Below are 26,306 nucleotides of genomic sequence, written 5' to 3'. Positions count from 1 at the left end.
TCAGCGCTTGCGACGTCCGCGCCATCCCGCAAGGCCGAGACCTGCAAGGAAGAGCGGCGCTGCAGCCGGGATGGGCACGGCCTGTGTGTAGATCTCGCCGAAGAACTCGTTGCCGATGTTCCCCGTGGTCTCGCGGATCTCGACACTGTCGAACGCACGGCTCGACGTGACGAAGACGAACAGGCCTGTGTCGTTGGCCGCATCGAGCATGACGCTGTCGAAGCAGTCCGTACCGTCACAAAGCGTGATCTCGAAAATAGAGTCGACAAACGCGCCATTGACGAGAGGATCGTTCTCCGCCTCCACGAAGTCGAACCCGAAGCCGCGGACCAGGCCGCTGAAGGTCAGGTCGAAGCTCTCCACGTTGTTTATTGCAAACTGGTTTCCGGAAATGCGGGTCGTCCAGTCCTGGCGGAAATTGAGCGAGGAGGGCGGCACGGCACTGATCGTGACGTCACCGACGACCCTCGACGAAAAGGACCCGGCAAGAATTGGGATCGGCCCTGAAGCGCTTTCGAACCCAAGAGGTTTCGCGTCCGCAGCCGACTGCACGCCGAGCGTGGCCGCATGGCCCATTCCGAAGAACGCCAGCGCCGCTGCGCCGATGGCGAGTTTTTTCATGATGATCCCCTCATTATTCCCGAGAGGAAGATAATGCGTCCGTGAACTTAGTAAACGAGCCAGCGCAGCTCAGGTCACGAGCTTCAGCTTTTTTGAATCAAAGACCTTGAGGACATTCTCAAGCTCCTGCCCGCGCTTGAGGATCTGCCCGCCCATCGAGACGACGGACCATTGGCCCTGGCGTCCCCTGAGCTTGGGGTTTTTCTCGATCCGATAGAGCGGCATTTCCGCGGCGCGGCGGAAGACGGAGAAGACCGCCCGGTCCGGGAGGTCATCGATGGCGTAGTCCTTCCAGTCACCGCTCGCGACAAAGAAGCCGTAGAGCTGCAGGAGCCTATCGAGCTCGCGGCGGTCGAAATGAACGGTCGGCGCGCGGCGCGCCTGCCCTTGGGTCTCACGCATGAGAAGAGCCTACCCCGAAACGCTTAACCGGCAAGCCTCTCCCTTTCGGCGAGGTGCCGCAGCCTGGGAACGCTCGTAACGCTCAACCCATTCTTTCACCGAGTTGATCCGGGAGACCCTTATGTCGAGCGCCACGAAATCAGACCCTGAGCTCTGGGAAGCGGTGAAGGACGAGATCATGGCCTCGGATAAGGGCGGGGATCCCGGACAGTGGTCCGCGCGTAAGGCCCAGATGGCCGTGCAGGCGTATAAAAAGCGTGGCGGCGGCTACGAGGATGATGGTGCTTCCCAGGAAGAGACTGACCTCCACGAATGGACCGAGCAGGACTGGGGCACCAAGTCGGGCGATGAGAGCCTCGAAAGCGGGGAGCGCTACCTGCCGAAGAAGGTGCGGATGCTCCTGACCGAGGACGAATACGCCCGCTCGACCCAGAAGAAGAAAAACGGCGACCAGCAGTTCGTCGACCAGCCCGGCGACGTCAAAGACAAGGTCTCGAAGATCAAAAAGGACGGGCCGACCAAGGACATGCTTCTCGAACGGGCCAAGGATCTCGGTCTCACTGGCTATTCGGACATGACCAGGGAAGAGCTTCTCGAAGCCATCGAGGAGGCCACGGACGAGAACGGGCGGAAAAAAGGCTCGAAGGTCTCCCTCGACCAGAAATCGAAAGACGCGCTCTACGGGATGGCGAAGGAGCGCGAGATCGAAGGCCGCTCGGACATGACAAAGGATGAGCTCGCCGATGCCATCGCCAACCATCCAGCGCCCTCAGACCCCAGCAGCAAGACGAAGGACGAACTCTACAAGCTTGCCGAAGAGCAGGACGTTGAGGGCCGTTCGGACATGACGAAAGCTGAACTGGCTGAAGCCCTGAAAACAAACGCTGCCTAGGAGCGCAAATCCCGAAGCCGCCCACAATCGTCCCCAGAATGGCCTCATTCATGGGCCAGTGTTTTTCTCGGCCAGGCGAGGGACTGATCCTGCCTTCGGAACATCTCGCCCCCCAGCCCCCCGAGGGCATCCCGCGTCTGGCCGCCCTGCCCTCCTGACCGGCACTTCAGCGCTTGCACGGCGCGGCAATCTGCCTAGACCCCGGCAATGGGTTCCCTCGTTTCACTTCTTGTCCCGCTGTTCGGCGCCATCCTTGTCGGCGCAGGCACCCGCGTCCTGAAGCTCTTCGACGCGGAAGACTCTCGGCGCATGTCGCGCTTTGTCTTCATGATCGCGATGCCCTTCGCGGGCTTCGAGTTCATGCGGCAGAGCCAGGTGGACGGCGAGATCTTCGTGGGGCTCGCAGCGGGCTACGTGCTCAGTCTCGCGCTCATTTCGTTTGCAGTCTTCATCCTGTCGCGGTCGATCCTTGGCCTGACGATCAGGGAAGCGGGGGCCGCAGTCTTCGCTTCGACCTGCGGCAACGCGATCTTCCTCGGCATCCCGATTGCGGCGGCGGTCGACGGGTGGGCCTCGCCTTTCCTCATCCTCGTCCTCTTCGAAGGCACGGTGGTCTTTGCCATCGCCTCCGCGCTCATGACCTGGCCCGAAGGCGAGGCTGCGAGCGGCGAGGCAAGCGTGCTGACGACCGTCCGGCAGGCGGTGCTCCGTTCGATCAGGAGCCCGATCGTGGTGGGCACGTCCCTTGGCCTCATCGCTTCGCTCGTCAGGTTCGAGCCGCCCGCGCCGGTCCAGGGGTTCCTCGGCTTCATGGCCCAGACCGCGGGGCCGGTGGGCCTCTTCGTGCTCGGCCTCAACGCTGCTGACCTTCTCCTCAGCCGAAAGGTCGGCGAGCTGAAGGGCGCAGCGCTCCTTCTCCCCTTCAAGCTGGTGATCTTCCCAGGCGTGACAGCCGGGCTCGTCTGGCTCTTCACGGGAGATCCCACCGCGACATCCGTCGCCGCGCTCTTCACTGGCCTGCCGCCAGCGGTTGCCTCGATCGTCCTGGCCTCGGTCTACCGCCAGTGGATCGGTGGTGTCTCAGGTGTGGTTGCCATCGGCACGTCGCTGGGCCTCCTGACCCTCACGGCCTATCTGACCTTTGTCTTACCGGGATGATTGTTGCACCGCAGCACGGCGCCGTGCATGATGGTGTCACATAAGGGTCGCGAATGACCTGAGGAGGCCAAGGCGTTGGACGAAATCAAGAGCATCGGCGTGATCGGCGCGGGCCAGATGGGAAGCGGCATCGCGCATGTCTTCGCGCTGGCTGGGTTCGATATCCACCTCCATGACGTCAACGCAGGCGCCATCGACCAGGCCAAAGGTCTGATCGACAAGAACCTCGGCAGGCAGCTCCTCAAGGGCAAGATCACCGAAGAGGAGAAAGCCTCCGCCCTCGCGCACATCGCCGGGGCACCGAAGCTCGACCAACTCTCCGCATGCGACATCGTCATCGAAGCGGCGACGGAAAACATCGAACTCAAGAAGGCCATCTTCCGTGAGCTGAGCGAAGTGCTCGAGCCCGGCTCGATTATCGCGACGAACACCTCGTCGATCTCGATCACGGCCCTCGCCGCCGTCACCGACAGGCCCGACCGGTTCATCGGCCTTCACTTCATGAACCCGGTGCCAGTGATGAAACTCGTGGAAGTCATCCGCGGTATCGCCACGTCCGAGCAGACCTTCGAAGCCGCCAAGGGCCTCGTCGACAAGCTCGACAAGACAATGGCCGTGTCCGAGGACTACCCGGCCTTCATCGTCAACCGCATCCTGATGCCGATGATCAACGAGGCAATCTACTGTCTCTACGAAGGTGTCGGCACGGTGGACGCGATCGACACCGGCATGAAGCTCGGTGCCAACCATCCGATGGGCCCTCTTCAGCTTGCTGACTTTATCGGCCTCGATACCTGCCTGTCGATCATGCAGGTCCTCTATGACGGCTTGGCTGACTCCAAATACCGTCCGTGCCCGCTGCTTGTGAAATATGTCGAAGCAGGATGGCTCGGACGCAAGTCTGGCCGCGGCTTCTACGACTACAAGGGCGAGGTCCCGGTCCCGACCCGCTAATCAGCAGGCGCTTCGTCCCAGGTGAGGCCCTCGCTCTCAAGCCATTGCGCCCTGTCCGCAAGGATCGCCTCGAAGTCACCGTCCAGCGAGACAACGCTCCACGCCACGTCCTGCACATGGTCATAGATAACCTGCGCCGACCACGGACCATTGTTTCCGCTCTGCCATGAGATACGGCGGGTGTTGCCCTCGCGGTCCGTCACGGTCTCGAACCTTCCCCCGAGGGTATAGTCCTGTTCCTCCGTCGTGACGGCCATCAGCGCTTCACGTCTGGCTTCATCGAAGCGCCGTGAGACGAAAGGCAGGCGCGAGAGCTTGATGATGTCCTCAGGGGTTGCGGCCAGCCCACCTGCGCAGGAGATAAAGTCCGGAAGCGGAAGATAGGGCGTCTCCGTCTGAGGGATGCCATCCCGGTCGAGATCTCCGATGAAAACGTAGGAATCGCGCATCCTTGCAGGGCGAAGGACCTCGCGCTGGATCAGCTTCGTGATCGGCTTATCGCTCGCCTCCTCGAGGATCGCCTGGATGATCACCCAGTTGGTCTGAACGTAATCGAAGGTCGTGTCCGGAGCATCGTCCGTGGCTTCGGTGGCGAACCGGTTTGCCGCGTCGAGCGCAGGCATGGAGGCCTCGGCCACTGACCGGTCCTGAAGCAATGCAGCGACAGCGCCGTCTGCAATCCCGGCACGGTTCGCGAGGAGCTGGCGCAAGGTCACCTCCGGGCGAACACCGTCATAGCCTGGGAGCAGCTCTCCGATCGGGCTGTCGAGGTAGAGCTTGCCGCGCTTCTCTAGGCTCAGGGCCGCCAGCGTGCAGGCCACCTTGCCGATGGAGCCGACCTGATAGGCTTCGCCGGAGACACCATCGCCAAGGACCCTGATCTCTGGCTTCGCACCGCCCTTCTGGACAGCGATCACCGCGCCGCCTGCCAGTGCCTGCGAGGCGCTGAACGAGACAGAGAGGAGAGCTGCCGCGAGTGCCTTCATGGGTGATGTCCTTCGTTTGTGCAGGCGTTCATGGATATGTGCCTTTTAAGTGCCACCTTCCTTCGCCATGACGGGGACGTAAGACGACCTGCCCCCGATGTGGAGATGTGATGCGACGAACTCTCGCCCTTGGTCTCGTGACAGGCGCGCTGCTCGCAGCCTGCGAAACCGTTCCCGCCGATAGCGCTTCGGTGTCCGCGCCCCGCGGGCCGCTGTTCTCCGACTATCAGGGAACGCCTGAGATCATGCGCCGGTCAGGTGCGCCCTCCGACGAAGCGCGTGGGACGGTCTTTGACGACCAGAACCGCAACGGCACGCAGGATGAGGACGAGCCCGGTGTCAGGGGCGTCAAGGTCTCGAATGGCCGGGAAGTTGTCCTCACAGGCGCCGATGGCAGCTACAGCCTGCCCGCGCGGGATGACATGGCGGTCTTCGTGATCCAGCCTTCGGGCTATCAGGTACCCCACAACCAGAACTGGGTCCCGCAGTTCGCCTACCAGCATAAGCCATCGGGGTCTCCGAAGCCGCTAAGGTATGGCGGCCTTCCAGCCACCGGCCCGCTGCCATCCGAGATCAATTTCCCCCTCATCCGCACAGGGACGAGTGACAACTATCGCTGCGCGATCCTTGGCGACACTCAGACTTATGCCAATCAGGAGATCGGCTATTTCCGGGATTCGACTGTCGACGACATCCTGGATCGTCCTGAGGCTGAGCATCCTGCCTGCATCGTGGCCGTTGGCGACGTCATGGGTGATGATTTGGGCCTGATCCCGCGCATGGCGGAGGTCATCGGCACGCTGAGGGCTCCCCAATGGTGGATCCACGGCAACCACGATCTCGATTTCGATGCTGACTATGATGAGGACTCCGCGGATAGCTGGCGGAGGCTCTGGGGACCGAACTATTACGCGTTCGAGATCGGTGATGTGCTTTTCATCGCCCTCGACAATGTGGTCTATCCGTGCACGCAGGAAGATGTTGCCTACGAGGCATGGCCGGTCAAATGGTTCGACGAGGCGCAGATGGCGCGGCGCTTCTGCACCGACGACAAGAACAAGCGCTACAACGGCCGCATCACGACCGACCAGATGGCGTTTGTCGAGAACCTCCTTGCCCTGACGGATGAGAACAAGCTGGTGGTCTATGCCCACCACATCCCCTTCGTAACCTTCTTCGACCAGACCGCAGGCGCCCACCAGACGGACAATGTGCGGGAGCTCTATGCACTGACCGAGGGACGCGAGGCGCTGTCGCTCTCAGGTCATACGCACACGACCGAAAACTTCGCGCCTGGCGACAGCTTTGAAGGCTGGGAAAAGATGGTCGGCGTCGAAAGCCTGCCCTTCCGGCACATCATTGCAGGGGCCGCTTCTGGCGCATGGTACAATGGCGACTTCGACCATCACGGGGTGCCGATGGCGCTCCAGCGGATGGGCGCACCGCGCGGCTGGCTGAGCCTCGATTTTGACGGTGCAACGTACAAAGAGCGCTACATCGGCTCCAATGTCGGCCGTGAGCGGAGCATGTGGGTCTCGGTCAACACGCCGATCTTCAGGAGCTGGTACACCCAGATCATGGCATGGCGTGATACGCCGAGGAACCGCCGCGATCCCGTCCCGCCTCTCTCCATCAATGACCTGCCTGACGTGAAGATCCTGACGCCGCGGGACCTGTCGCGCGGCACCTTCCTAACGGCGAACATCTGGGACGGCTCCACCGAGACGCGCGCTGAGGTCATCATCGGTGAGCGGACGATCACAATGGAGAGGACTCAGGAAGCGCAAGGCGAGGCGGCGAGGATCGGCGCTGAATGGGCTGACCCCTTCGCCGCCCAACGCCAGCTCTCCGTCGCCCGCTATGCGCTGGAAAGCCGCTCAGGCATCGAGCGCAACCAGGGCTGGGAAGCCTACAAGGGCAATCGCTTCGGTCCCTCCACCCCGCAGCCGCAGGGCTCGGTCGCTGACCGCAACAGCCACCTCTGGCGTGCGCGCCTGCCTGACGACCTGCCCCAAGGCGTTCACGTCGCAAGGGTCCGGGCGACCGATCGCCACGGCCGGGTCACGGAGGACACGACCGTCCTCGAAGTCCGGGATATCCAGCCCCCTGCACGGTTCAGGAACGATGTCTTCGAAGCTGTCGAAAACGGCCCGCCTGTGAGGTGACAATGTCGCGCTTTCGCCCTATCCTTACCCCAAGGTTAAGGGCGCGAAGCGGGCATGATGGCATGGCCGCACGCCAGCAGGGCAGACGGTCATGCGTGAACTCGGAAACGTTGCGGAATTTCTCGGCCAGGCGGTCACGCTGCTCGGCGGGTTCTTCGACTTTCTCGGCCTGACAGGCATCGTCCTGTTCGTCATGTCGCTGGTGCTGCTGGCGCTGACGGGATCGTTCTCTCCGCTGCCCAAGCTTGCCAACTATCTGACCGTCGTGGTGCTGGTCGCGTGCATCCTGCTCTTCGGGCTGCAGGGCGTTGGCGACATGCAGGACAAGATCAATGCCCTTGGACCCTATCTCGCCGTGATGCTGGCGCCGGTGGTGGCGCTCTACGTCATCCGCGGCGTGTTCGGCGCGGTCTTCAAAGGCCGTTCTGAGACCCAGCAGCTGAAAGAAGCCGTCACCGAGCTGACCGAGCAGGTCGCAGCCCTGCGCCGCGACCGTCAGGGTGAGCGCCTCGAGACCCGCGAGATGCTGACCATCGAGGCGGAGGCGAAGCCGGCTTTGAAGGCGGAGCAAATGCCCCGCCGCCTCGTTCGCCGGCTTCCGCGCTCTTAAGGCAGTTGCGCCGAGGGCGTTGAAAGCGACAGCGCCTTCTCCTCGTCATCCATATCCGCACCTATCGCTTCGAAGAGCGGCGTGGTCATGTATCGCTCCGCCGTATCAGGCAGCATACAGAGGATCACACTCCCTTTCTCGGCACGCTCCGCCAGCTTCCGCGCGACGGCAAAGGTCGAACCGCCCGAAATCCCCGTCATGATCCCTTCCTTGGCCGCAAGATCGAGGGCACCCTTCATGCCCTCCGCGCCCGTCACGGGGAGGAGTTCGTCATAGTACGAATGATCGACGGACTCCTGCAGGACCTTCGGGATGAAATCAGGGCTCCACCCTTGGATCGGGTGCGGTTGCCAGGCCGGGTGGCTGCCTGCGGCTGAGCCGTCTTCGTGGCGCTCCTGGGGCTTGCCGCTTTCGAGCATGGGGGCGAGGTCAGGTTCGGAGAGGCCGATCTTCACCTCCGGGCGCTCCTTCTTCAGGACCCGCGCCACGCCGGTGACCGTGCCGCCGGTGCCAAAGCCCGTGACGAACCAGTCGAGCCGCTTGCCTTGGAAATCACGGATGATCTCCCGGCCGGTGGTGGCCTCGTGGATGTCGGCATTGGCTTCGTTCTCGAACTGCCGGGCGTAGAACCAGCCGTTCTTCTCGGCGAGCTCCTTGGCCTTGGTGACCATGCCCGAGCCCTTTTCGGCTTTGGGCGTCACAATGACCTTGGCGCCGAAATAGCGCATCAGCTTGCGCCGCTCGACCGAGAAGCTCTCGGCCATGGTGATGACGAGCGGATACCCCTTGGCTGCGCAGACCATGGCGAGGCCGATTCCGGTGTTGCCTGACGTCGCTTCGACCACGGTCTGGCCGGGCTTAAGCGCGCCTGTCTTCTCAGCATGCTCGATGATCGCGATGGCGAGGCGGTCCTTCACGCTCGAAGCAGGGTTGAAGAACTCAGCCTTCACATAGATGTCGACGCCTTTAGGGGAGAGGCGCTGGAGCTTGACCGCAGGCGTGTCGCCGATCGTGTCGACGATCGAGGCATAGGTTTTCCCGCGGCCTTCGGTGGTGCGTGGCGAGGTCATGGGCAGCTCCTTCGTTTGTCCGTGCCCGGTCATGTGCAACTTCAGCGCTCCGAAGCAAGGAAGTCGCGCACCCCCCCCTCGACAGGTGGGCTTTGCCGTTTCACAATAAATCGCGAGGGAAGCGAGCGAGCCAATCCATGAAAACTCTGGTCACGGTGATCATCCTCACCGCCTTGACGTTTTTCGTCCACGAGGCGGGTCACGGGCTCGCCTACGACCTGCTCGGCTATGACCAGGTGCGCATCAACATCAACAGCGCAGGGCCCATCGGCGGGGTCAACTCGACCAGCGACGCGATTGTCGGCGCGATCACGGGCCCCATGGTCACTCTGGTTCAGGCTATCTTCTTCGCGCTCGTCGCGAGGGCGACGGGCAGTGTCTTTGCGTTCTGGGGCGTCTTCACCGCCTTCATGATGCGCCTGATGGCGCAGGTCATCTCCTTCAAGAGCCCTAATGACGAAATGCGGGTCAGCGAGATGATCGGCATCGGCGCGTGGACCGTGCCGATCGCTATGATGGTCGTGCTCCTCATCCTCATGCTCTGGGCCGGCCGGGCATCGAAGCCGGGGGTCGGGAGGATTATCCTCGCATGGATCGCATTCACGATTGCGATTTCAGGGATCGTGCTAGGCGAAGCCTATGTTCCTGACCTGGTGATCTAGAGGACGACCGATGATCGAGCTTTTTTCGAATCCCGCGGCCTGGGCCGCATTGCTGACGCTTGTGGTGATGGAAGTCGTGCTCGGCATCGACAACCTCATCTTCATCTCGGTGCTGACCAACAAGCTGCCTGAGCACCAGCGCAAACGCGCCCGGCGTATCGGCATCGGCGGGGCGGCGGTCCTGCGGCTCGTATTCCTGAGCCTTGTGACGGTGATCATCGGGCTGAAGCAGACGCTGTTCGAAGCCTTCGGGCACGAATTCTCCTGGAAAGACATTATCCTGATCGCAGGCGGGCTGTTCCTCGTCTTCAAGGCAACGCGGGAGATCCATGAGAAGACCGACCCTGAGGAGCATCATCTCGCCCATGCGGCAGGCAAAGCCGCTGGCACAGCGACGATGGCATCCGTCGTCGTTCAGATCCTGATCCTCGATGCTGTCTTCTCGATCGACTCGATCCTGACCGCGATCGGCATGACCGAGTTCATCGCCGTCATGTATGTCGCGATCATCATTGCAGTGGCCGTCATGCTGATTGCCGCTGACCCGGTGGGCAACTTCATCGAGAAGAACCCCACCGTGGTGATGCTGGCCCTCGCCTTCCTCCTGCTGATCGGCACGGTGTTGATCGCCGAAGGCTTCGGAGCCCACGTACCCAAGGGCTACATCTACGCAGCGATGGCGTTCTCCGCCTTTGTCGAGGGTCTCAACATGATGATGCGCCGCGCGAAGCGAAAGGCGCTGGCCGAAGGCAAGCCGGTCGAGAACGGCCCCGGCGTGGAGGTCGGCGCGATCCAGCAGAAGCGCGATGGCGGCGGCGCAGCAGCCGCGCCTGCCGAGTAGAGCGAGACAGTGACCGACGTCGTCATCATGATCGCTTTGGCGGCGTTGGCAGTCACGCTATTTTCGGGGTTACTTCTGAGCCAGCGGTGGCTCTCGAGTTTCGTGCAACTGATACTCGTCGCCCTGCCCGCGTGTGCCTTCGCCTACTACTTCTGGTACGACTGGTTCGAAGCTGATCCGCTCGATGATGCGGATCGCTTCGGAAAGGCTGCGATGTTTTTCTATTCGCTTGGCGCGAGCACCCTTTCCACTCTGGCGTGGGTGCTTACGAGACCACGTGCTTAGTACTTGGCGAGGCTGTCCAGCGCCCGGCGGGCGTTGAGGACCTTCTCGGGCTCTTCGCCTTCGGCATCGACGGTCGCCTGGGCTTCGTCGCGCTCGGAAGTGAGCGTGTCGCCTTGCAGGTCGCTTTCGTTGATCGCCTTCTCGGCGAGGACCGTCAGGCCGCTCGTGCCGACGTCAGCAAAGCCGCCGCGGACATAGGTGCGGGTCACTTCACCGCCCTGGTGCACTTCCAGAAGGCCCGGCGAGAGCGTTGCCATCAGCGGGGCGTGGCCCGCGCGGACTTCGAAGGTGCCCTCAGTACCAGGGACGACAACAGCGTCGACATCGCCGCTGAAGAGCTCGCGTTCGGGGGAGACGAGGGAGAAGGCAAACTGGGCCATGGGATCACCAGGTAAAGATCGGGAGGGCGGGATCGCCCGTTTCCGGCAGGTTCAAAAGGAAAAGGGCGCTCAAAGCAAGCGCCCTTCGTCAAAGGTCAAACTCTGGCACGGTCCTTGCCGATTACACCTCCTGAGGGAGGGGTCAGGGCGAGGTTCCCGTTCTGGGCGTCAGGCGCTTCAGCTGAAACGGCCTGACATGTTCAGGACGAGATCCGCCGCGAGGAAGGTCGAGCCAAGCACGGCCACGCCGAGAATGGCATAGACCACGCCGCGACCACGCTCGCGACGCAGTTCCTCACGCTGAAGACCCGCTTGGATCCAGAGTTTGTCGAGGAAGGTCACAATCATGTCGGTCTCCGCAATCGCCTGTATCTAGTGATTGCAAAGGCCGTGCCTAGGGGGCTGGTTCGTGCCCCCAAGGCAAATGTGATTGACGTGGCGTTACCGCCACGCACAAAATTTAAGCAGCTTCCGCCATCTTCTCGGCTTTGGCGATCGCGTCATCGATACCGCCGCACATGTAAAAGGCCTGCTCAGGCAGGTGGTCATACTCGCCAGCCACGAGAGCCTTGAACGACTTGATCGTGTCTTCGAGCGGCACCTGGACACCCGGTGAACCGGTGAAGACCTCAGCAACGTCGAACGGCTGCGAGAGGAAGCGCTCAACCTTACGCGCACGCGCAACGGTGAGTTTGTCCTCTTCGGAGAGCTCGTCCATGCCGAGGATCGCGATGATGTCCTGCAGCGACTTGTAGCGCTGGAGGATGTTCTGGACCGAACGGGCCACCTCGTAATGCTCTTCACCGACGACACGCGGGTCGAGGATCCGCGAGGTGGAGTCGAGCGGGTCAACCGCCGGGTAGATGCCCTTCTCGGAGATCGCACGGTTGAGAACCGTGGTCGCGTCGAGGTGGGCGAAGGTCGTGGCCGGGGCCGGGTCGGTGAGGTCGTCTGCAGGGACGTAGACAGCCTGAACCGAGGTGATCGAGCCCTTGGTGGTCGTGGTGATCCGCTCCTGCATCGCGCCCATGTCGGTGGCGAGCGTCGGCTGGTAGCCCACGGCCGAAGGGATACGGCCAAGGAGCGCCGACACTTCTGAACCCGCCTGGGTGAAGCGGAAGATGTTGTCGACGAAGAAGAGAACGTCCTGGCCCTGGTCGCGGAAGTGCTCAGCAACGGTCAGGCCGGTGAGCGCGACACGTGCACGGGCACCGGGCGGTTCGTTCATCTGGCCGTAGATCAGCGAGGCTTTCGAGCCTTCAGCCGAACCGCCATTTTCCGCCGGGTTCTTGTTCACGTTCGACTCGATCATCTCCCAGTAAAGGTCGTTGCCTTCACGGGTCCGCTCGCCAACGCCAGCGAAGACCGAGTAACCGCCGTGCACTTTGGCGATGTTGTTGATGAGTTCCTGGATCAGAACCGTCTTGCCGACGCCTGCGCCGCCGAAGAGGCCGATCTTACCGCCACGCGCGTAGGGGCAGAGAAGGTCGATGACCTTGATGCCGGTGGCGAGGATTTCCGATTCCGTCGACTGCTCGACGAAGGGAGGGGCTTCGGCGTGGATCGGGCGTTTCACGTCCGATGGGATCGGGCCCATGTCGTCCACCGGCTCGCCGATGACGTTCATGATACGGCCGAGGGTGCCTTCGCCGACCGGGACCTGAATGGCGTCGCCGGTGTCTTTGACTTCCTGGCCGCGGACAAGACCTTCAGTCGAGTCCATGGCGATGGTGCGGACGGTGTTCTGGCCGAGGTGCTGGGCAACCTCGAGGACCAGGCGGTTGCCGCCATTGTCAGTTTCGAGCGCGTTCAGGATCGCCGGGAGGTGTTCGTCGAATTCGACGTCCACGACCGCGCCGATCACCTGTGCGATTTTTCCTTGTGTCATTCGTGACCTCTTCGTTCTGAGCGGGTCGCTAGCACCAGCTTCCCGCCTTTTCTATGGGTTTTTGGCCCCTTCGGCGGAGATTGCTGCGTTCCAGGCCTCGCCATGGTGCGATGCGGTGAGGACCTCTGAAATCTCGCCGAAATTCTCGATAGTTTCGCGGAGTGACGTGCGCCTGAGCTTCCTGTGCTCGGACGCGAGGTCATGTGGCTCCACGCCAATAAATTCTTGGATTTGCTTGAGCTTCGCAGCCTGCTCATCAGGTGAGCCTGCGAAGAAGCCTTCATAGGTGATGGTCATCGTGTCGCCCTGGTGGCTGTCACGGGTCTCGAGGAGCTCAGCGTTCTCGTTGGCGATCACGTCGAGTTCCCAGATGATTCGTTCTGGATCGAGGCGGACGGTCTGCGCTTTGGTCGCGGCTTTGTCCTTATCCGCTACCACGCCAGTGGCTTCGAGGAGCCGGGTTGAGACGTGACGGTCGATGATATTCTCGCGGATCAGAATCAGGAGCGCAATGTCTGGCCGCGCTTTGAAATAGCCGACGCCCTCCATGCGGCGGAAGTTCATCTCGAACTCCTTGAAGCCGATCGAGCGAACTTCGCTCCTCCTGCGGAAGTGGCGGTCCTTGCCTGCCTTGAGGCGCGCGGCGAAGGATGCCCCCTGCCCTGCGTAGAACGCAGCGCGGCTCGACAGCATCCAGTCGAGATAGGGGCCAACCCCTGAAAAGCGCGGTTTGATATGCTTGCCCGGAAGGGTCCAGGGCCCAAGCACCTCACCATAGTTCACAACATGGGGGTGCTGGTTCAGGACTTGGGCGAAGAAGTTCGAACCCGAGCGGCCATTGGTGAGGATCGCGTGACGCTTCATCGCCTGGCCGGTCGGTCCCTCTTGTGAGGTCGCCGGCCGCCAAGCCGCCCGGATGCGGCCTTCGCGGCGGGACCTCTGGCTCGTTAGACGCTCTCGGCGCCTGCGATGATCTCGACCAGCTCGGTCGTGATCTGCGCCTGGCGGGCGCGGTTGTACTGAAGGTTCAGCTTGTCGATCATGTCGCCAGCATTGCGCGTGGCGTTGTCCATGGCCGACATGCGGGCGCCTTGCTCCGACGCTGCGTTCTCGAGCAGTGCACGGAAGACCTGCACGGCGACGTAGCGCGGCAGCAGGGTTTCGAGGATCTCTTCTTCACCCGGCTCGTACTCGTAAGGCGCAGCGATTTTCTCATCGCCTTCGACCTCGGGTGGTTGCGCAGGGATGATCTGCAGCGCGGTTGGGACCTGAGAGATCACCGACTGGTATTCGCCGAAGAAGATGTGCGCTTTGTCGAACGCGCCGTCTTCATACATCTCGAGGAGTTTCTCGGAGATGGCCGAAGCCTGGTCGAAGCCGACGGTTTTGACGTTTTCGAAGGTCGTGTGCTCGATGATCAGGTCGGCGTAGAGGCGCTTGAGCTGCTCATAGCCCTTCTTGCCGACGGTCATGATCTTCACCGTCTTGCCTTCACTCTGCATGCGGACAATGGTCTCGCGCGCGAGGCGGACAATCGAGGAGTTGAAGCCGCCGCAAAGGCCGCGCTCGGATGTCGCGACGACCAGGAGGTGCGTCTTGTCCTCGCCCGTACCCGTCAGGAGCTTCGGCCCCGGCGCGCCCGGCGTCATGCCAGCGGCGAGGTTCGCGAGCACCGTCTCGATACGCTCAGCATAGGGACGGCCCGCGCGAGCGGCATCTTCCGCCCGGCGCAGCTTGGCCGCGGCGACCATCTGCATGGCCTTGGTGATCTTCTGGGTCGACTTGACCGAGACGATCCGGTTTTTGAGGTCTTTCAAGCTAGGCATAGCTGTCTCTATTCATTCGTACCGGGAGAAAGTCGCCGTGAGGTCCGTTGCGATTTTCTGATCCATTTGTTCAGCACGCGTCAACAGACCGCTGAATCGTGCTTTGAGAGCATCATAGGCAGCACCATCACAGACGTGGAAATCCACGATCGTGTGCTCTCCGCCGCGCAGTTCTTCACCGAAGATCGTGATACCATCTTCGCAAGCATATTCGGACGAGCCCCACTCGACATCGGCAAGCGCCGCCTCATCCAAGAGCCGCTGAGAATCAGCTCGTGAGAGCTCCTCAGCCCAAACCTCTACAAACACTTCGCTCTTAGTCACGCCATCGATAGCTGATAGAAGCTCCCGACTGCTCCGACCACGGACAACCCTGAGCTCGGCAAATTCTCGACGCGAACCCTTTGGCTCGAGTTGAGGTTCACTCATGTTCTGGAGTGTAACCATGATAACAGGGTCAAAAGCGGGCGCGACAACGAACCGTGCACCATCTCGCTGACCAAAATCACGCGTGAGCGAAACATAAGGCTGTTTCCCGTCGAGGTAGAGCCTGTTTAAAATCGTCAGGATTTGGCTGTAGAAGTCGAACTCAGCTTCGGGCCCTGTCGCTATCGTCACGCAAGGCTCGCAGGTCTCGTCACTGACGGGCGGCTGGACGGAAGCGCAGGCAGAGACGAGTACAAGACTCGCCGCAAAAAGCACTCCCGAGATCCCAGCGCCGGTCATGGAAAGTCCTTACGCGAACGACTTGGTGAAGGCTTCGAGGATATCCGTCAGTTTCTTGTCGGTATCGTCGGAGACTTTCTTCTCGGTGCGGATGGTCGTGAGGATGTCCGCGTGCTGGCTGTGCATGTGGCGGAGGAACTCTTCTTCGAACTCACCGACTTTCGCGGTCTCGATCCGGTCGAGATAGCCGCGGGTACCGGCGAAGATCACGACGACCTGCTCTTCGACCTGCAGCGGTGAGTATTGCGGCTGCTTGAGGAGCTCGGTCAGGCGTGCACCGCGGTTGAGCGTCGCTTGGGTTGCGGCGTCGAGGTCCGAGCCGAACTGGGCGAAGGCTGCAAGCTCACGGTACTGAGCAAGCTCACCCTTAATCTTACCGGCAACCTGCTTCATCGCCTTGATCTGGGCGGCCGAGCCGACGCGGCTGACCGAGAGGCCGACGTTCACAGCGGGACGGATGCCCTGGAAGAAGAGGTCCGTCTCGAGGAAGATCTGGCCGTCGGTGATCGAGATCACGTTGGTCGGGATGTAGGCCGAGACGTCGTTGGCCTGGGTTTCAATGATCGGCAGGGCCGTCAGCGAACCGGAACCGTGGTCTTCGTTGAGCTTCGCCGCGCGCTCGAGGAGGCGGGAGTGAAGGTAGAAGACGTCACCCGGGAACGCTTCGCGGCCCGGCGGGCGGCGGAGGAGGAGCGACATCTGACGGTAGGCGACGGCCTGCTTTGAGAGGTCGTCGTGGACGATCACGGCGTGCATGCCATTGTCGCGGAAATACTCACCCATCGCGGTGCCGGCGAACGGCGCGAGGAACTGGAGTGGTGCCGGATCCGACGCGGTCGCAGCGACGACGATCGTGTAGTCGAGGGCGCCATTGTCCTGGAGCGTCTTGACGATCTGGGCGACGGTCGAACGCTTCTGGCCGATGGCGACGTAGATGCAGAAGAGCTTGCCTGAATCGTCCGAAGCCGCAGCGTTCGGCTCTTTCTGGTTGAGCATGGCGTCGACACAGATGGCGGTCTTGCCGGTCTGGCGGTCGCCAATGACGAGCTCGCGCTGGCCACGGCCAACCGGGATCATGGCGTCGATGGCCTTGATGCCCGTCTGCACCGGTTCGTGCACCGATTTACGCGGCAGGATGCCCGGGGCCTTCACATCGACGAGGCGACGCTCGGTGGCTTCGATGGGGCCCTTGCCGTCCAGCGGATTGCCGAGCGGGTCGACGACGCGGCCAAGGAGGCCCTTGCCGACGGGGACGTCCACAATGGCTTCGGTCCGCTTGACCGTCTGGCCCTCGGCGATGCCCTGGTCGTTGCCGAAGATAACGACACCGACATTATCTTCTTCGAGGTTCAGCGCCATGCCTTTCACGCCGCCTTCGAACTCGACCATCTCGCCTGCGCGGACATTGTCGAGGCCGTAGACGCGGGCGATGCCGTCGCCGACAGACAGAACCTGACCGATCTCGGAGACCTCGGCGTCCTTGCCGAAGTCCTTGATCTGGCTCTTCAGGATAGAGCTGATTTCGGACGCGTTGAGTTCCATTCGCTTACGCCTCTTTCAGTCGGGCGCGCATCCGCGCCAGTTTGGTCTTGAGTGATGAATCGATCATGCGGCTGCCGATCTTGACGATCAGGCCACCGAGGAGGTCGGGGTCGGTGCGGGCATCGAGGGTGACGTCCTTGCCGACGGAGGCGCGGATCTGCGCCTTGAGGTCGTTGAGCTGGTCATCGCTCAGCGGGTGGGCCGAGACCACTTCCGCCGCGACTTCGCCGCGGGCTTCCGCCGCGATGCGTTTGAAATCGGTGATGATCGTGGTGAGCAGGGTCAGGCGACCCTTGGCGGCGACCAGCTGGATGAAGTTCGAGGTCAGCGCATCGGCCTTGCCGTCCAGAAGAGCCTTCATGCCCTCTTTCTTGGCGTCAGCGGAGAAAGCCGGGCTCTGCACGAGGCGGCGAAGGTCGTCGCTATCATTATAGGCGCTGCGCAAAGCGTCGAGGTCGGCTTCAGCTTTCTCAAGCTTCCCCTCATCGCGGGCGAGCTCGAAGAAGGCGCTGGCGTAACGTTCAGCGATTTCGGACCGTGAGTCGGCCATTCGTTATCATTCTCCGTCACGGGTGGCCGCTGATCCGGTAGGGTGCGAAAAGCGGCGTCGGAATGGGTTGCAGCGGAAGACCTCCGCGCATCGCGGCGCGGCTAGCACTCGTTATTCGCGGATGCAATGCGTCCGGGTGGAGAAGTGGCGGGTATCAGAAGGGGGAGCGCTCACGATGGGTTTCGAGATGATCTGGCCGAGCCTTGTGTGCATGACCTTCGCGGTGGGACTGGTCTGGGCCGAGTACCGCGGGAAGCGCCGGGAGCAGTGGCTTTTCAAGCCGATGGCAGCTGCATTCTTCATCATTCAGGCCGGGATGATTGGGCCATTCGGCGAGCCCTATGGGCGCTTCATTTTTGCAGGGCTTATTCTTTCCGCGCTTGGCGACCTTCTGCTGCTTCCGAGGGATAAGTCGCTGGCCCTCAAGGCAGGGATGCTGGCCTTCGGGCTGGCACACGTCGCATACATTTGCGGCTTCATCTGGTTTCCCATTTACGACCTCTCGCCTTTGACGGTCGTCGGAGCCGTGATCACGTTCGCACTCGTAACGGGCGTCTGGCTGTGGGCGCATTTCAGGTTTCCCGGAGAACACGAGCTTTCCGTGATGCTCTACGCACCTGTCATCGGCACGATGGTCGCGAGCGCATTTCATGTAGCGGACCGTGCACTTCCCATCTGGATCGTCGCAGCAGCTCTGATGTTCGCTGTCTCCGACCTCTTCGTGGCGCGGGATCGGTTTGTTGTGCGGGAGCCTCGGAACAATCTCATCATCACCCCGCTCTATTTCGGGGCGCAGTGCCTCTTTGCACTGTCCATCGCGGCTGCAGGGCCGGGCGGAGCAGGCTAGGCGTCCTTCAGAAAAAGGAGAGTCCCATGACCGGAACCGCCCTTATCACCGGCGCATCGAGCGGCATTGGCCTCGAGCTGGCGCGCATCCACGCCAGGCGCAAAGGCAACCTCGTCATCGTCGCCCGGTCGGTCGGCAAGCTAGAGGAGCTGAAGAGCGAGCTTGAATCACAGCACGGCATCTCCGTCCTCGTCATCGCCGAGGACCTCTCCTCCGTGGGCGCCGCGAAGAGAATCCACGACCGCGTGCAGGCCGAGGGCATCGAGATCGAGGTGCTGATCAACAATGCAGGCTTTGGCGGTCAGGGCGCGTTCATCGAACGGGACTGGGAAGCGGACCGGGACATGATCGAGGTCAATGTCATCGCTCTCTCCGAGCTCTGCCGGTTCTTCATCCCGCATATGGTTGCGCGCAATAAAGGCCGGGTACTGAACGTCTCGTCGACGGCTGCGCTCATCCCAGGGCCCTTGCAGGCCACCTATTTCGCCACGAAGGCCTTCGTGACGTCTCTCTCCAATGCTCTGCATGAAGAGCTTCGTAAGACAAAGGTCACCGTGACGGCGCTCATGCCCGGTGCGACGGAGACGGGCTTTGCCAGCGAAGCGGGCCTCGAAGGCACGGAGCTCTTCAAGGAGACAGCCTCCGCAGCGAGTGTCGCGAAGGCAGGCTATAGTGCGATGATGGCAGGCAAGCTCAACGTCATCGCAGGGGTGCCGTTCGCGCGCAGGATCACCTACGCGCTCCTCCCCTTCATCCCGAAAAGCCGGGTCCTCCGCGTGGTGCGGAAGACCCAAGAAACAGGCTGATCAGTCGTCTGACTTCTCAGGCTCAGGATCCTCCCGGCGGGCCAGCGTCTCTTCGCCGGGCAGGAGGCTGGCCAGCGCAGGCTCATGGCCCTCCGATGCGCTGAGGCGCAGGACGTAGCGGGTCAGGATAACGCCGTAGACGAGCTTAGAGAAGACGTCGGCCACTGTATACATCCACTGGCGCACCACGACCCCGCCGCCTTCGTCAGCGAACGCAGGAACCATGTAGGCGACGGCGTAGAGGCCCCAGAAGAAGAGGAAATAGAGGAAGATTTTGCCCGACCATGGCTTGAGGTCTTCCGGTGCCCGCGCTGCGCCCTTGTCGAGGACGCCCTTCACGGCGATCACGAGGTACACGAACGGAAGGGTACTGATCGCGCCCCAGAGCAGCATCATGCCGACATTCGCGTGCTCGTAGAACTGACCGATCAGTCCCGTGATGATCATCAGCTCCGCCGCGATGACGAGCTTGGCAAAGGTGCCCATGAACTCATCGCGCCTGATCCCCATGGCGAGGAGAAGCTGCACGAGGAGCAGCGGGATCGTGATCATCCAGTTGGCGTAACGGAAGGCGTTGGAGTGCATCGTATCCGCCGCCGGGAGCCAGAGGGTGCCGGTGAAGACGTAGGCTTCCTTGAGCGTCGAGAACTCCCGGAAGAGGCTGAGCCCAGCGGCGATCATCACCACGGCCGAGATCATCGGCACGATGCGGTACTGGGGCCTCAAGTGGATGGCGTTGCCCAGGAAGAACGGCGCAAAGGCGAAGTGCGCGCCATAGCCAATCATCAGCGCGACGAGCGCGAGCTGGTACTGGACATCCGTCAGGGACGTGAAGTTCTCGATATTGGCGTGGACGGCTTCCATGCAGGGCTCTCCTTCAAAGGCGAGTCCCTGACACGGGAGGGGGCAGAGGGTTCCCCTTGCGGGACGTCCTAAGCGCCACGGGCGTCGGCGAGGATCATGTCCGCCGCCTTCTCCGCGATCATGACCGTGGGGGCATTGGTGTTTCCGCCGATGATTCTTGGCATCACGGACGCATCGACGACGCGCAGGCCATCGACGCCGCGCACTTTCAGCGCTGGCGTCACAACAGCCTCATCGTCCGTACCCATACGACAGGTGCCGATCGGGTGATAGACGGTCTCCGCTGTCTGCCTGACGAGAGCATCGATCTCTTCGTCCGTCTCGGCCCCTGTCTGCGCCTCGCGGGGGTGCGGCGCGTGCTTCTTAAGGCTCGGCGCATCGGCAATCCGTTGGCAGAGCCTGTAGCCCGCGCGCATGCGTGGCAGGTCCCTCGGGTCGGAGAGATAGCGCGGATCGATCAGCGGCGCCTCGTCGGGGTCCGCGGAGCGGAGAGACACCTCGCCGCGACTATCAGGGTACAGAAGACAGACATGGAAGGTGAAGCCGTGGCCCCACTCCTTCTTCCTTCCGTGATCCACAAGGATCGAGGGGATGAAGTGGAACTGAAGGTCCGGCTTCTCCGCGTCAGGCGAGGATTTCACGAAGCCGCCGCCTTCAGCGATATTGGAGGAAAGGACACCCTCGCGCTTCGTCGCGTATTTCAGCGGCTCAGGCGCCATGCGCGCGAAGAAACGGAAACTGTTCGCATACCCCGCATGGGTCTCGATCCGGTAGGTAAGATGCGCGTCGAGATGGTCCTGAAGGTTCTGTCCCACACCCGGCATGTCGAGGACGGGCGTGACCCCTGCCTCTTTCAGCGAGACAGCAGGGCCGATACCTGACAGCATGAGGAGGTGGGGCGTACCGAAAGTACCAGCACAGAGAAGGACTTCGGCGCGTGCCTTCTGGGTACGGACGTCTGATCCCACGCGGTACTCGACGCCTGTCGCCCGGCCCTCGTCCATCAAGATGCGTAGCACCTTCGCGCCAGTCTCGATCTTGAGGTTCTGGCGCGCCTTCACCTCATCCGTGAGGTAGCCCTTGGCCGTTGAGCAACGCTGGCCGCCCCGCTGGGTGACCTGATAGACGCCAAGCCCTTCTCGGTCGGGGCCATTGAAGTCGTCCGTATAAGGGATCTGGATTTCTCCGCCGGCCTCTACGTAATCATCGGTCAGTGAACTGACATGGCGAAGATCCGAGACACCGAGCGGACCACCCTCACCGTGCCAATCGTCAGCGCCGCGGCTATTGTCCTCAGCCTTCCTGAAATAGGGAAGCACCTCATCCCAGCCCCAGCCCACAGCTCCCATCTCGGCCCACTCGTCATAATCCGAGCTGTCGCCCCTGATATAGCACATCGCGTTGACAGAGCTCGATCCACCGAGCGTCGTCCCCCGCGGCTGGTACATGGTCCGTCCGTCCACGAAGGGTTGCGGCACAGTCTCGAACCCCGTGATGATCTTCTTCATGTGTGTGATGACGGTCAGGCCGAAGGGTATATGTATCGCGGGGTTTTTATCCTTGGGGCCACCCTCTAGAAGGACGACCTTGTATTTCCCGTCCGCGCTCAGCCTGTTGGCCAGCACGGCCCCTGCCGACCCGCCGCCGACGATGACGTAGTCTGCGTCTTCCATCGCCTCACTCCCGGAGAATTCTTTTGTCAGACGAGTATCAGAGTTCCCCAGACGAGACGCAACCGCCCGTGCTGCCGATGGGTAGCGTCGTCGAGGCGTTCAGCGTCGATGCAGAGGGTGTCGCGAGCATCCTCCCTGATCCGAGGAACGCCCGGGTGCCCCGGGGCGGCTATCTTTGGCTGCACCTCAACCTCGATGAAGCCGAAGAGCTCGTTACCCAGGGCCTGGGTCTCTCGGAGCAGGTCGCACGGGCGCTCCTCGCTGCCGAGACGCGGCCGCGGACGAGCTTCCTCGGCAAGGGGATCCTGATCAACCTGCGCGGCGTGAACCTCAATGACGGCGCCAATCCCGAAGACATGCTGTCGCTCAGGTGCTGGCTCGAACCCGGTCGCCTGATCACCATCAGGAAGCGCCGCAGCATCGCGGTGAACCATCTCCGCGACGCCTACCGCGAGGGCGAAGGCCATGAACGCCCGGCTCAGCTCCTTGTCGAGATCATCCGCAAGCTGATGGACCTTATCGACCCGGTGGTCGATGGGCTAGCCGACAGCCTGGACGGGCTCGAAGCCCGCGCGCTCACGGAAGGCCAGAACGACGCCCTGCGCGATGAGATCTCATCCATGCGGCACGATGCGGCGATTTATCTGCGCTACCTCGGGCCCATGAAGGACGCGATCGCCAAGCTGAACGGGCGTGACCATGCCCTCATCTCCCAGGACGAGAATGATTCCCTGCAGGAGGAGGCCGACCGCGCCGAGAGGGTGGTCGAGGAGCTCGGCATCACCATCGACCGGGCGCGGGTCATCGTCGATCAGATGGCGGCGGCACGCTCGGAGAAGATGAACAACAACATGATGGTCCTGTCGGTGGTCTCGGCGATCTTCCTACCGCTCGGCTTCCTCACCGGGCTTCTGGGGATCAATGTCGGCGGCCTTCCGGGGACCGAGAACCCCCTCGCCTTCACCTATGTGGTCGCGGTCTGCACCTTCATCGGGGTCGTTGCGGGCATATTCTTCAAGGCGCGGGATTGGTTCTGAGGCCGGACTTCAGGCAATGTTGCAAGTTCTAACAATTGTTAAGCCCCTGCTTTAGCGGGACAAACACACATCTGTTATGGAAATGAACTCGACCTGCGACATTCTGTCAGGCATGAGAGTTCCATGACAGAGATGAACGACGCATTGGCGGGCCTGCCCGAGGGGCTGGTCAAGACGATGATTGCGCAAACGCGCATGGCCATGACCGTGACCGACGCGCGCGCTGAGGACAATCCGATCGTCTTCGCCAACCCCGCTTTCCTGCAGCTGACTGGCTACAGCGCGGAAGAGGTCATTGGCCGGAACTGCCGCTTCCTTCAGGGCGAGGAGACCGACCGGTCTCTCGTCGCCCAGATCCGCGAGACCGTGGAGAAGCGGGAGTTCGGCTATTTCGAGCTCCTCAACTACCGCAAGGACGGGACCCCCTTCCGCAACGCCCTGCACATCAGCCCCGTCTACAATGACCAGGGAGAGCTGACCCACTTCTTCGGCTCGCAATGGGAAGTGGTTGAGAAAGAGAAGAGCAACAGCCGCGCGTTTTATCTCGGTGCGGATCAATCTGACCGCTCGCAGCTCCTCGAATATGCTCTCGATCAGGCGACGGACAGCCTTCTCCTCACCGAGTATGAACCGCTTGAAGAGCCCGGGCCGAAGATCCTGTGGGCCAGTCGCGGGTTCGAACGGATGACGGGGTACACCAATGATGAGGTCGTTGGCCGCTCGCCGCGCTTCCTTCAGGGCCCCGAAACCGACCGCGAAGCGCTGGACCGCCTGAAGGACAGCCTTGAACGCGGCGTCGGCCACTCGAACACGCGGACCGTGAACTACCGCAAGAACGGGGACCCGTTCTGGATCGAATGGTCCGTATCTCCTGTCAGGGGAACCGATGGCGAGCCGCACAGCTGGCTGGCCGTTCAGCGCGACGTGACCAAGCAGGTCGAACTGACCCAGGAACGCGAACGCCTGCTGGCGGAGCTTGATCACCGTACACGGAACCTTTTCGGCATGGCGCAGGTGCTGGTCCGGGGAGCAGAAGCCGAGGACGGCACGGCCGAGGGGCTGAGGCGTCGGCTCCTTTACCAGTTCCAGGCGCTTTCATCAGCCCACGCCCTTGTCTATTCCATGTCGGACACCACTGCGGAGATGGGCGACATCGCTGCAGCGGTTCTGCAGTCCTTCGATCCTGACGAGACACTGATCGCGCGTGATGGCGACAGCGCCAGACTGGACGGGAAACAAGGCGTCAACGCCGCCATCATCATCTACGAACTCGCGGCACTCTCTGCCGAACGCGGAGCGCTTTCGAAGAAGCGCAAGGTCTCCCTTTTCTGGCACCAGCAGGATGGCGAGCTGCGTATGACGTGGGCGGAGGATGCGAGCCTGCCCGAGGCGAGCCGATTTGGCGTGGGCCTCGTTAAGACCTTCGTCAGGGCTTCGGACTGGGACGACGCCGCCATCGAAGAAACCGCGGACAGCTTCACCGTGCGGCTGAGCTTTACCGCGGCGGAAGAAGACGACGCCTAGGCGTCGTCCATCTTGAGGGCCTTGATAAAGGCTTCCTGAGGGATCTCGACGCGGCCGAATTGGCGCATCTTCTTCTTACCGGCCTTCTGCTTTTCAAGGAGCTTCCGCTTCCGCGTGGCATCGCCGCCATAGCATTTCGCGGTGACGTCCTTGCGCATGGCGCCGATGGTTTCCCGCGCGATGACCCGGCCGCCGAGAGCTGCTTGGATCGGGATCTTGAAGAGGTGGCGCGGGATGAGATCCTTGAGCTTCTCGCACATGGCCCGCCCGCGCGCTTCAGCCTTTGAACGGTGGACGATCACGGCAAGGGCGTCGACAGGTTCTTCGTTCACGAGGATCTGCATACGGACAAGCTCATCAGCCCGGTAGCCGATGATCTGGTAGTCGAAGCTGGCATAGCCCTTGGTTATCGACTTCAGCCGGTCGTAGAAATCGAAGACGACTTCGTTGAGCGGTAGTTCGTACACGACCATCGCGCGGGAGCCTGCATAGGTCAGGTCCTGCTGGATGCCGCGGCGGTCTTCGCAGAGCTTGAGGACACCGCCAAGATACTCGTCGGGCACGAGGATCGTCGCCTTGATCCACGGCTCTTCGAGATGGTCGATATGCACGGGGTCAGGCATGTCGGCCGGGTTGTGGAGCTCCTCCATCTCACCGTCGGTCTTGTACATGTGGTAGACCACCGAAGGTGCCGTCGTGATGAGATCGATATTGAACTCACGCTCAAGCCGCTCACGGACGATCTCGAGGTGCAGGAGACCGAGGAAACCGCAGCGGAAACCAAAGCCGAGAGCCGCGGACGTCTCCATCTCATACTCAAAGCTCGCATCATTGAGGCGAAGCTTGGCGATGGCGTCGCGCAGGTCTTCGAAGTCCGCACTGTCCACCGGGAAGAGGCCACAGAAGACCACGGGCTGGTTCGGCTTGAAGCCTGCAAGCGCCTCGGTGGCAGGCTTCTTGTCATCGGTGATGGTGTCGCCGACAGCCGTATCCGCGACTTCTTTGATCGAAGCCGTGAAGTAGCCAAGCTCGCCCGGGCCAAGCTCATCGACTTCGACTTTCTTAGGCGTGAAGACACCGACCTGATCGAGCTGGTACGTGGCGCCAGCCTTCATCATACGGATCTTCTGGTTCTTTTTCATCTTCCCGTCGATGATCCGCACAAGGACCACAACGCCGAGGTAGAGGTCGTACCAGCTATCCACCAGCATGGCCTTGAGCGGCGCATCGGGGTCGCCCTTCGGCGCTGGCAGGCGGTTGACGATGGCCTCAAGAACGTCAGGCACGCCGAGGCCGGTCTTGGCTGAGATTTCCACCGCGTCGGAAGCGTCGAGGCCAATCACCTCTTCAATCTGCTCACGCACCCGGTCAGGCTCTGCCGCAGGGAGGTCCACTTTGTTCAGGACGGGGACGATTTCGTGATCGACCTCGATCGCCTGATAGACATTGGCGAGGGTCTGCGCCTCGACGCCCTGGGAGGCATCGACGACCAAGAGCGAGCCTTCGACAGCCGCGAGCGAACGGTTCACCTCATAGGCAAAGTCCACGTGGCCGGGCGTGTCGATCAGGTTGAGGATGTACTCGTTCCCGTCGTTGGCCGTGTAGGTGAGCCTGACGGTCTGCGCCTTGATCGTGATCCCGCGCTCCCGCTCGAGCTCCATATTGTCGAGCACCTGCTCCTGCATCTCACGCTCGGTGAGGCCGCCCGTCACCTGGATGAGGCGGTCAGCAAGGGTCGATTTGCCGTGGTCGATATGCGCCACGATGGAGAAGTTCCGGATACGGGAAAGGTCGGTCATAGCCGCCCCATAAGCCCCGGCGCTTCCCGCGTCCATGCGGTTTCGGAGCGCGGTCGCGCAAAGCGCGTGAAGCCTTGGCAACGCCTCTCTCCAGCCTCGCCCGCGGAAGCCTCGCGACGTCTTTGGCTTGCTCGAGGCGCCAGGCTACGCTCAACTCTGTTTTTGCCGGGGCAGCTTCAGGGACACGGGCAGGGTTAT

Annotated in this window: 27 protein-coding genes; 12 read left to right on the top strand and 15 right to left on the bottom strand. The window is 62.0% G+C overall.

All coding sequences use genetic code 11. The annotated features are described in order from the left end of the window. Together HK107_RS06375 and HK107_RS06370 are read right to left on the bottom strand one after the other, a co-directional pair. On the bottom strand, positions 1–621 hold the full coding sequence (locus HK107_RS06375; RefSeq protein ID WP_173197792.1) for a VPLPA-CTERM sorting domain-containing protein: 621 nt from the start codon (positions 619–621) through the stop codon (positions 1–3). A gap of 69 nt (positions 622–690) precedes the next feature. Further along, positions 691–1,023, bottom strand: a complete 333-nt coding sequence (locus HK107_RS06370) for a DUF2794 domain-containing protein (RefSeq protein ID WP_173197790.1) — start codon at positions 1,021–1,023, stop codon at positions 691–693. A gap of 121 nt (positions 1,024–1,144) precedes the next feature. Here HK107_RS06370 and HK107_RS06365 point away from each other — a divergent pair, with 121 nt between their 5' ends. From HK107_RS06365 to HK107_RS06355, 3 genes are all read left to right on the top strand, one after another. Continuing rightward, on the top strand, positions 1,145–1,915 hold the full coding sequence (locus tag HK107_RS06365) for a Rho termination factor N-terminal domain-containing protein (protein ID WP_198912316.1): 771 nt from the start codon (positions 1,145–1,147) through the stop codon (positions 1,913–1,915). Positions 1,916–2,122: 207 nt separating this feature from the next. After that, the gene (locus tag HK107_RS06360; protein WP_173197788.1) at positions 2,123–3,073 is read left to right on the top strand and encodes an AEC family transporter; all 951 of its coding nucleotides are present in this window, start codon (positions 2,123–2,125) and stop codon (positions 3,071–3,073) included. A gap of 75 nt (positions 3,074–3,148) precedes the next feature. Next, complete coding sequence (locus HK107_RS06355) at positions 3,149–4,027, top strand: 3-hydroxybutyryl-CoA dehydrogenase (protein ID WP_173197786.1); 879 nt, start codon at positions 3,149–3,151, stop codon at positions 4,025–4,027. Here HK107_RS06355 and HK107_RS06350 read toward each other — a convergent pair. Then, a complete protein-coding gene (locus HK107_RS06350) occupies positions 4,024–5,013 on the bottom strand; it encodes a serine hydrolase domain-containing protein (RefSeq protein WP_173197785.1) in 990 nt (329 codons plus the stop codon). The genes HK107_RS06355 and HK107_RS06350 overlap by 4 nt on opposite strands. 110 nt (positions 5,014–5,123) lie before the next feature. Here HK107_RS06350 and HK107_RS06345 point away from each other — a divergent pair, with 110 nt between their 5' ends. Next, positions 5,124–7,178: a calcineurin-like phosphoesterase C-terminal domain-containing protein gene (locus HK107_RS06345; protein WP_173197784.1), complete on the top strand. Its 2,055-nt coding sequence runs from the start codon at positions 5,124–5,126 to the stop codon at positions 7,176–7,178. Between the two features lie 91 nt (positions 7,179–7,269). Beyond that, complete coding sequence (locus tag HK107_RS06340; RefSeq protein ID WP_173197783.1) at positions 7,270–7,788, top strand: hypothetical protein; 519 nt, start codon at positions 7,270–7,272, stop codon at positions 7,786–7,788. On the opposite strand, the gene cysK is transcribed toward HK107_RS06340, so the two are convergent. Continuing rightward, positions 7,785–8,858, bottom strand: a complete 1,074-nt coding sequence (gene cysK, locus HK107_RS06335; protein ID WP_173197782.1) for a cysteine synthase A — start codon at positions 8,856–8,858, stop codon at positions 7,785–7,787. The genes HK107_RS06340 and cysK overlap by 4 nt on opposite strands. 137 nt (positions 8,859–8,995) lie before the next feature. On the opposite strand from cysK, the gene HK107_RS06330 reads away from it, so the two are divergent. From HK107_RS06330 to HK107_RS06320, 3 genes are read left to right on the top strand one after another with little or no spacing between them, the layout of a single operon-like run. Continuing rightward, the gene (locus HK107_RS06330) at positions 8,996–9,520 is read left to right on the top strand and encodes a hypothetical protein (RefSeq protein ID WP_173197781.1); all 525 of its coding nucleotides are present in this window, start codon (positions 8,996–8,998) and stop codon (positions 9,518–9,520) included. Between the two features lie 10 nt (positions 9,521–9,530). Continuing rightward, the gene (locus HK107_RS06325) at positions 9,531–10,361 is read left to right on the top strand and encodes a TerC family protein (protein ID WP_198912315.1); all 831 of its coding nucleotides are present in this window, start codon (positions 9,531–9,533) and stop codon (positions 10,359–10,361) included. A 9-nt stretch (positions 10,362–10,370) separates the two neighbouring features. After that, positions 10,371–10,646 carry a hypothetical protein gene (locus tag HK107_RS06320; protein WP_173197780.1) on the top strand — a complete coding sequence of 92 codons (276 nt, stop codon included), beginning with the start codon at positions 10,371–10,373 and terminating at the stop codon, positions 10,644–10,646. Here HK107_RS06320 and atpC read toward each other — a convergent pair. From atpC to HK107_RS06280, 8 genes are all read right to left on the bottom strand, one after another. Continuing rightward, positions 10,643–11,026 (bottom strand): ATP synthase F1 subunit epsilon, encoded by a 384-nt coding sequence (gene atpC, locus HK107_RS06315; protein WP_173197777.1) that lies wholly within the window; start codon positions 11,024–11,026, stop codon positions 10,643–10,645. The genes HK107_RS06320 and atpC overlap by 4 nt on opposite strands. Before the next feature lie 177 nt (positions 11,027–11,203). Further along, positions 11,204–11,374, bottom strand: coding sequence for a hypothetical protein (locus HK107_RS06310; RefSeq protein WP_173197775.1), 171 nt, complete (start codon positions 11,372–11,374; stop codon positions 11,204–11,206). A gap of 112 nt (positions 11,375–11,486) precedes the next feature. After that, positions 11,487–12,914 carry a F0F1 ATP synthase subunit beta gene (gene atpD, locus HK107_RS06305; protein WP_173197773.1) on the bottom strand — a complete coding sequence of 476 codons (1,428 nt, stop codon included), beginning with the start codon at positions 12,912–12,914 and terminating at the stop codon, positions 11,487–11,489. 51 nt (positions 12,915–12,965) lie between these two features. Then, complete coding sequence (locus HK107_RS06300; RefSeq protein ID WP_173197771.1) at positions 12,966–13,778, bottom strand: hypothetical protein; 813 nt, start codon at positions 13,776–13,778, stop codon at positions 12,966–12,968. A gap of 83 nt (positions 13,779–13,861) precedes the next feature. Next, positions 13,862–14,740, bottom strand: coding sequence for a F0F1 ATP synthase subunit gamma (locus HK107_RS06295; protein ID WP_173197769.1), 879 nt, complete (start codon positions 14,738–14,740; stop codon positions 13,862–13,864). 12 nt (positions 14,741–14,752) lie between these two features. Then, on the bottom strand, positions 14,753–15,466 hold the full coding sequence (locus tag HK107_RS06290) for a hypothetical protein (RefSeq protein ID WP_173197767.1): 714 nt from the start codon (positions 15,464–15,466) through the stop codon (positions 14,753–14,755). A gap of 9 nt (positions 15,467–15,475) precedes the next feature. Continuing rightward, positions 15,476–17,008 carry a F0F1 ATP synthase subunit alpha gene (gene atpA, locus HK107_RS06285; RefSeq protein ID WP_173197765.1) on the bottom strand — a complete coding sequence of 511 codons (1,533 nt, stop codon included), beginning with the start codon at positions 17,006–17,008 and terminating at the stop codon, positions 15,476–15,478. Between the two features lie 4 nt (positions 17,009–17,012). Next, positions 17,013–17,558: a F0F1 ATP synthase subunit delta gene (locus HK107_RS06280; protein ID WP_173197763.1), complete on the bottom strand. Its 546-nt coding sequence runs from the start codon at positions 17,556–17,558 to the stop codon at positions 17,013–17,015. Between the two features lie 175 nt (positions 17,559–17,733). Between HK107_RS06280 and HK107_RS06275 the strand changes: the two genes are divergently transcribed. Both HK107_RS06275 and HK107_RS06270 read left to right on the top strand, forming a co-directional pair. After that, positions 17,734–18,405 carry a lysoplasmalogenase gene (locus HK107_RS06275; protein ID WP_173197761.1) on the top strand — a complete coding sequence of 224 codons (672 nt, stop codon included), beginning with the start codon at positions 17,734–17,736 and terminating at the stop codon, positions 18,403–18,405. Positions 18,406–18,431: 26 nt separating this feature from the next. After that, positions 18,432–19,211, top strand: coding sequence for an SDR family NAD(P)-dependent oxidoreductase (locus HK107_RS06270; RefSeq protein WP_173197759.1), 780 nt, complete (start codon positions 18,432–18,434; stop codon positions 19,209–19,211). Here the strand turns inward: HK107_RS06270 and HK107_RS06265 are convergent, their stop codons facing one another. Both HK107_RS06265 and HK107_RS06260 read right to left on the bottom strand, forming a co-directional pair. Further along, positions 19,212–20,075 carry a bacteriorhodopsin gene (locus HK107_RS06265; RefSeq protein WP_173197757.1) on the bottom strand — a complete coding sequence of 288 codons (864 nt, stop codon included), beginning with the start codon at positions 20,073–20,075 and terminating at the stop codon, positions 19,212–19,214. A 68-nt stretch (positions 20,076–20,143) separates the two neighbouring features. Then, positions 20,144–21,748, bottom strand: a complete 1,605-nt coding sequence (locus HK107_RS06260) for a GMC family oxidoreductase (RefSeq protein WP_173197755.1) — start codon at positions 21,746–21,748, stop codon at positions 20,144–20,146. Between the two features lie 77 nt (positions 21,749–21,825). On the opposite strand from HK107_RS06260, the gene HK107_RS06255 reads away from it, so the two are divergent. Together HK107_RS06255 and HK107_RS15825 are read left to right on the top strand one after the other, a co-directional pair. Further along, the gene (locus HK107_RS06255; RefSeq protein WP_173197753.1) at positions 21,826–22,785 is read left to right on the top strand and encodes a zinc transporter ZntB; all 960 of its coding nucleotides are present in this window, start codon (positions 21,826–21,828) and stop codon (positions 22,783–22,785) included. 123 nt (positions 22,786–22,908) lie between these two features. Then, positions 22,909–24,309, top strand: coding sequence for a PAS domain-containing protein (locus HK107_RS15825; RefSeq protein WP_173197751.1), 1,401 nt, complete (start codon positions 22,909–22,911; stop codon positions 24,307–24,309). Here HK107_RS15825 and lepA read toward each other — a convergent pair. Beyond that, positions 24,306–26,108: a translation elongation factor 4 gene (lepA, locus tag HK107_RS06245; protein ID WP_173197750.1), complete on the bottom strand. Its 1,803-nt coding sequence runs from the start codon at positions 26,106–26,108 to the stop codon at positions 24,306–24,308. The two genes, HK107_RS15825 and lepA, sit on opposite strands and share 4 nt — an antisense overlap. Positions 26,109–26,306 lie beyond the last annotated feature (198 nt).

The sequence above is a fragment of the Parvularcula mediterranea genome, assembly GCF_013085255.1.
In the GTDB taxonomy this organism is placed as follows: Bacteria; Pseudomonadota; Alphaproteobacteria; order Caulobacterales; family Parvularculaceae; genus Parvularcula; species Parvularcula mediterranea.
Note: the sequence above shows the minus strand (reverse complement) of the source record. Positions and strands in the feature narration are given on the sequence as shown.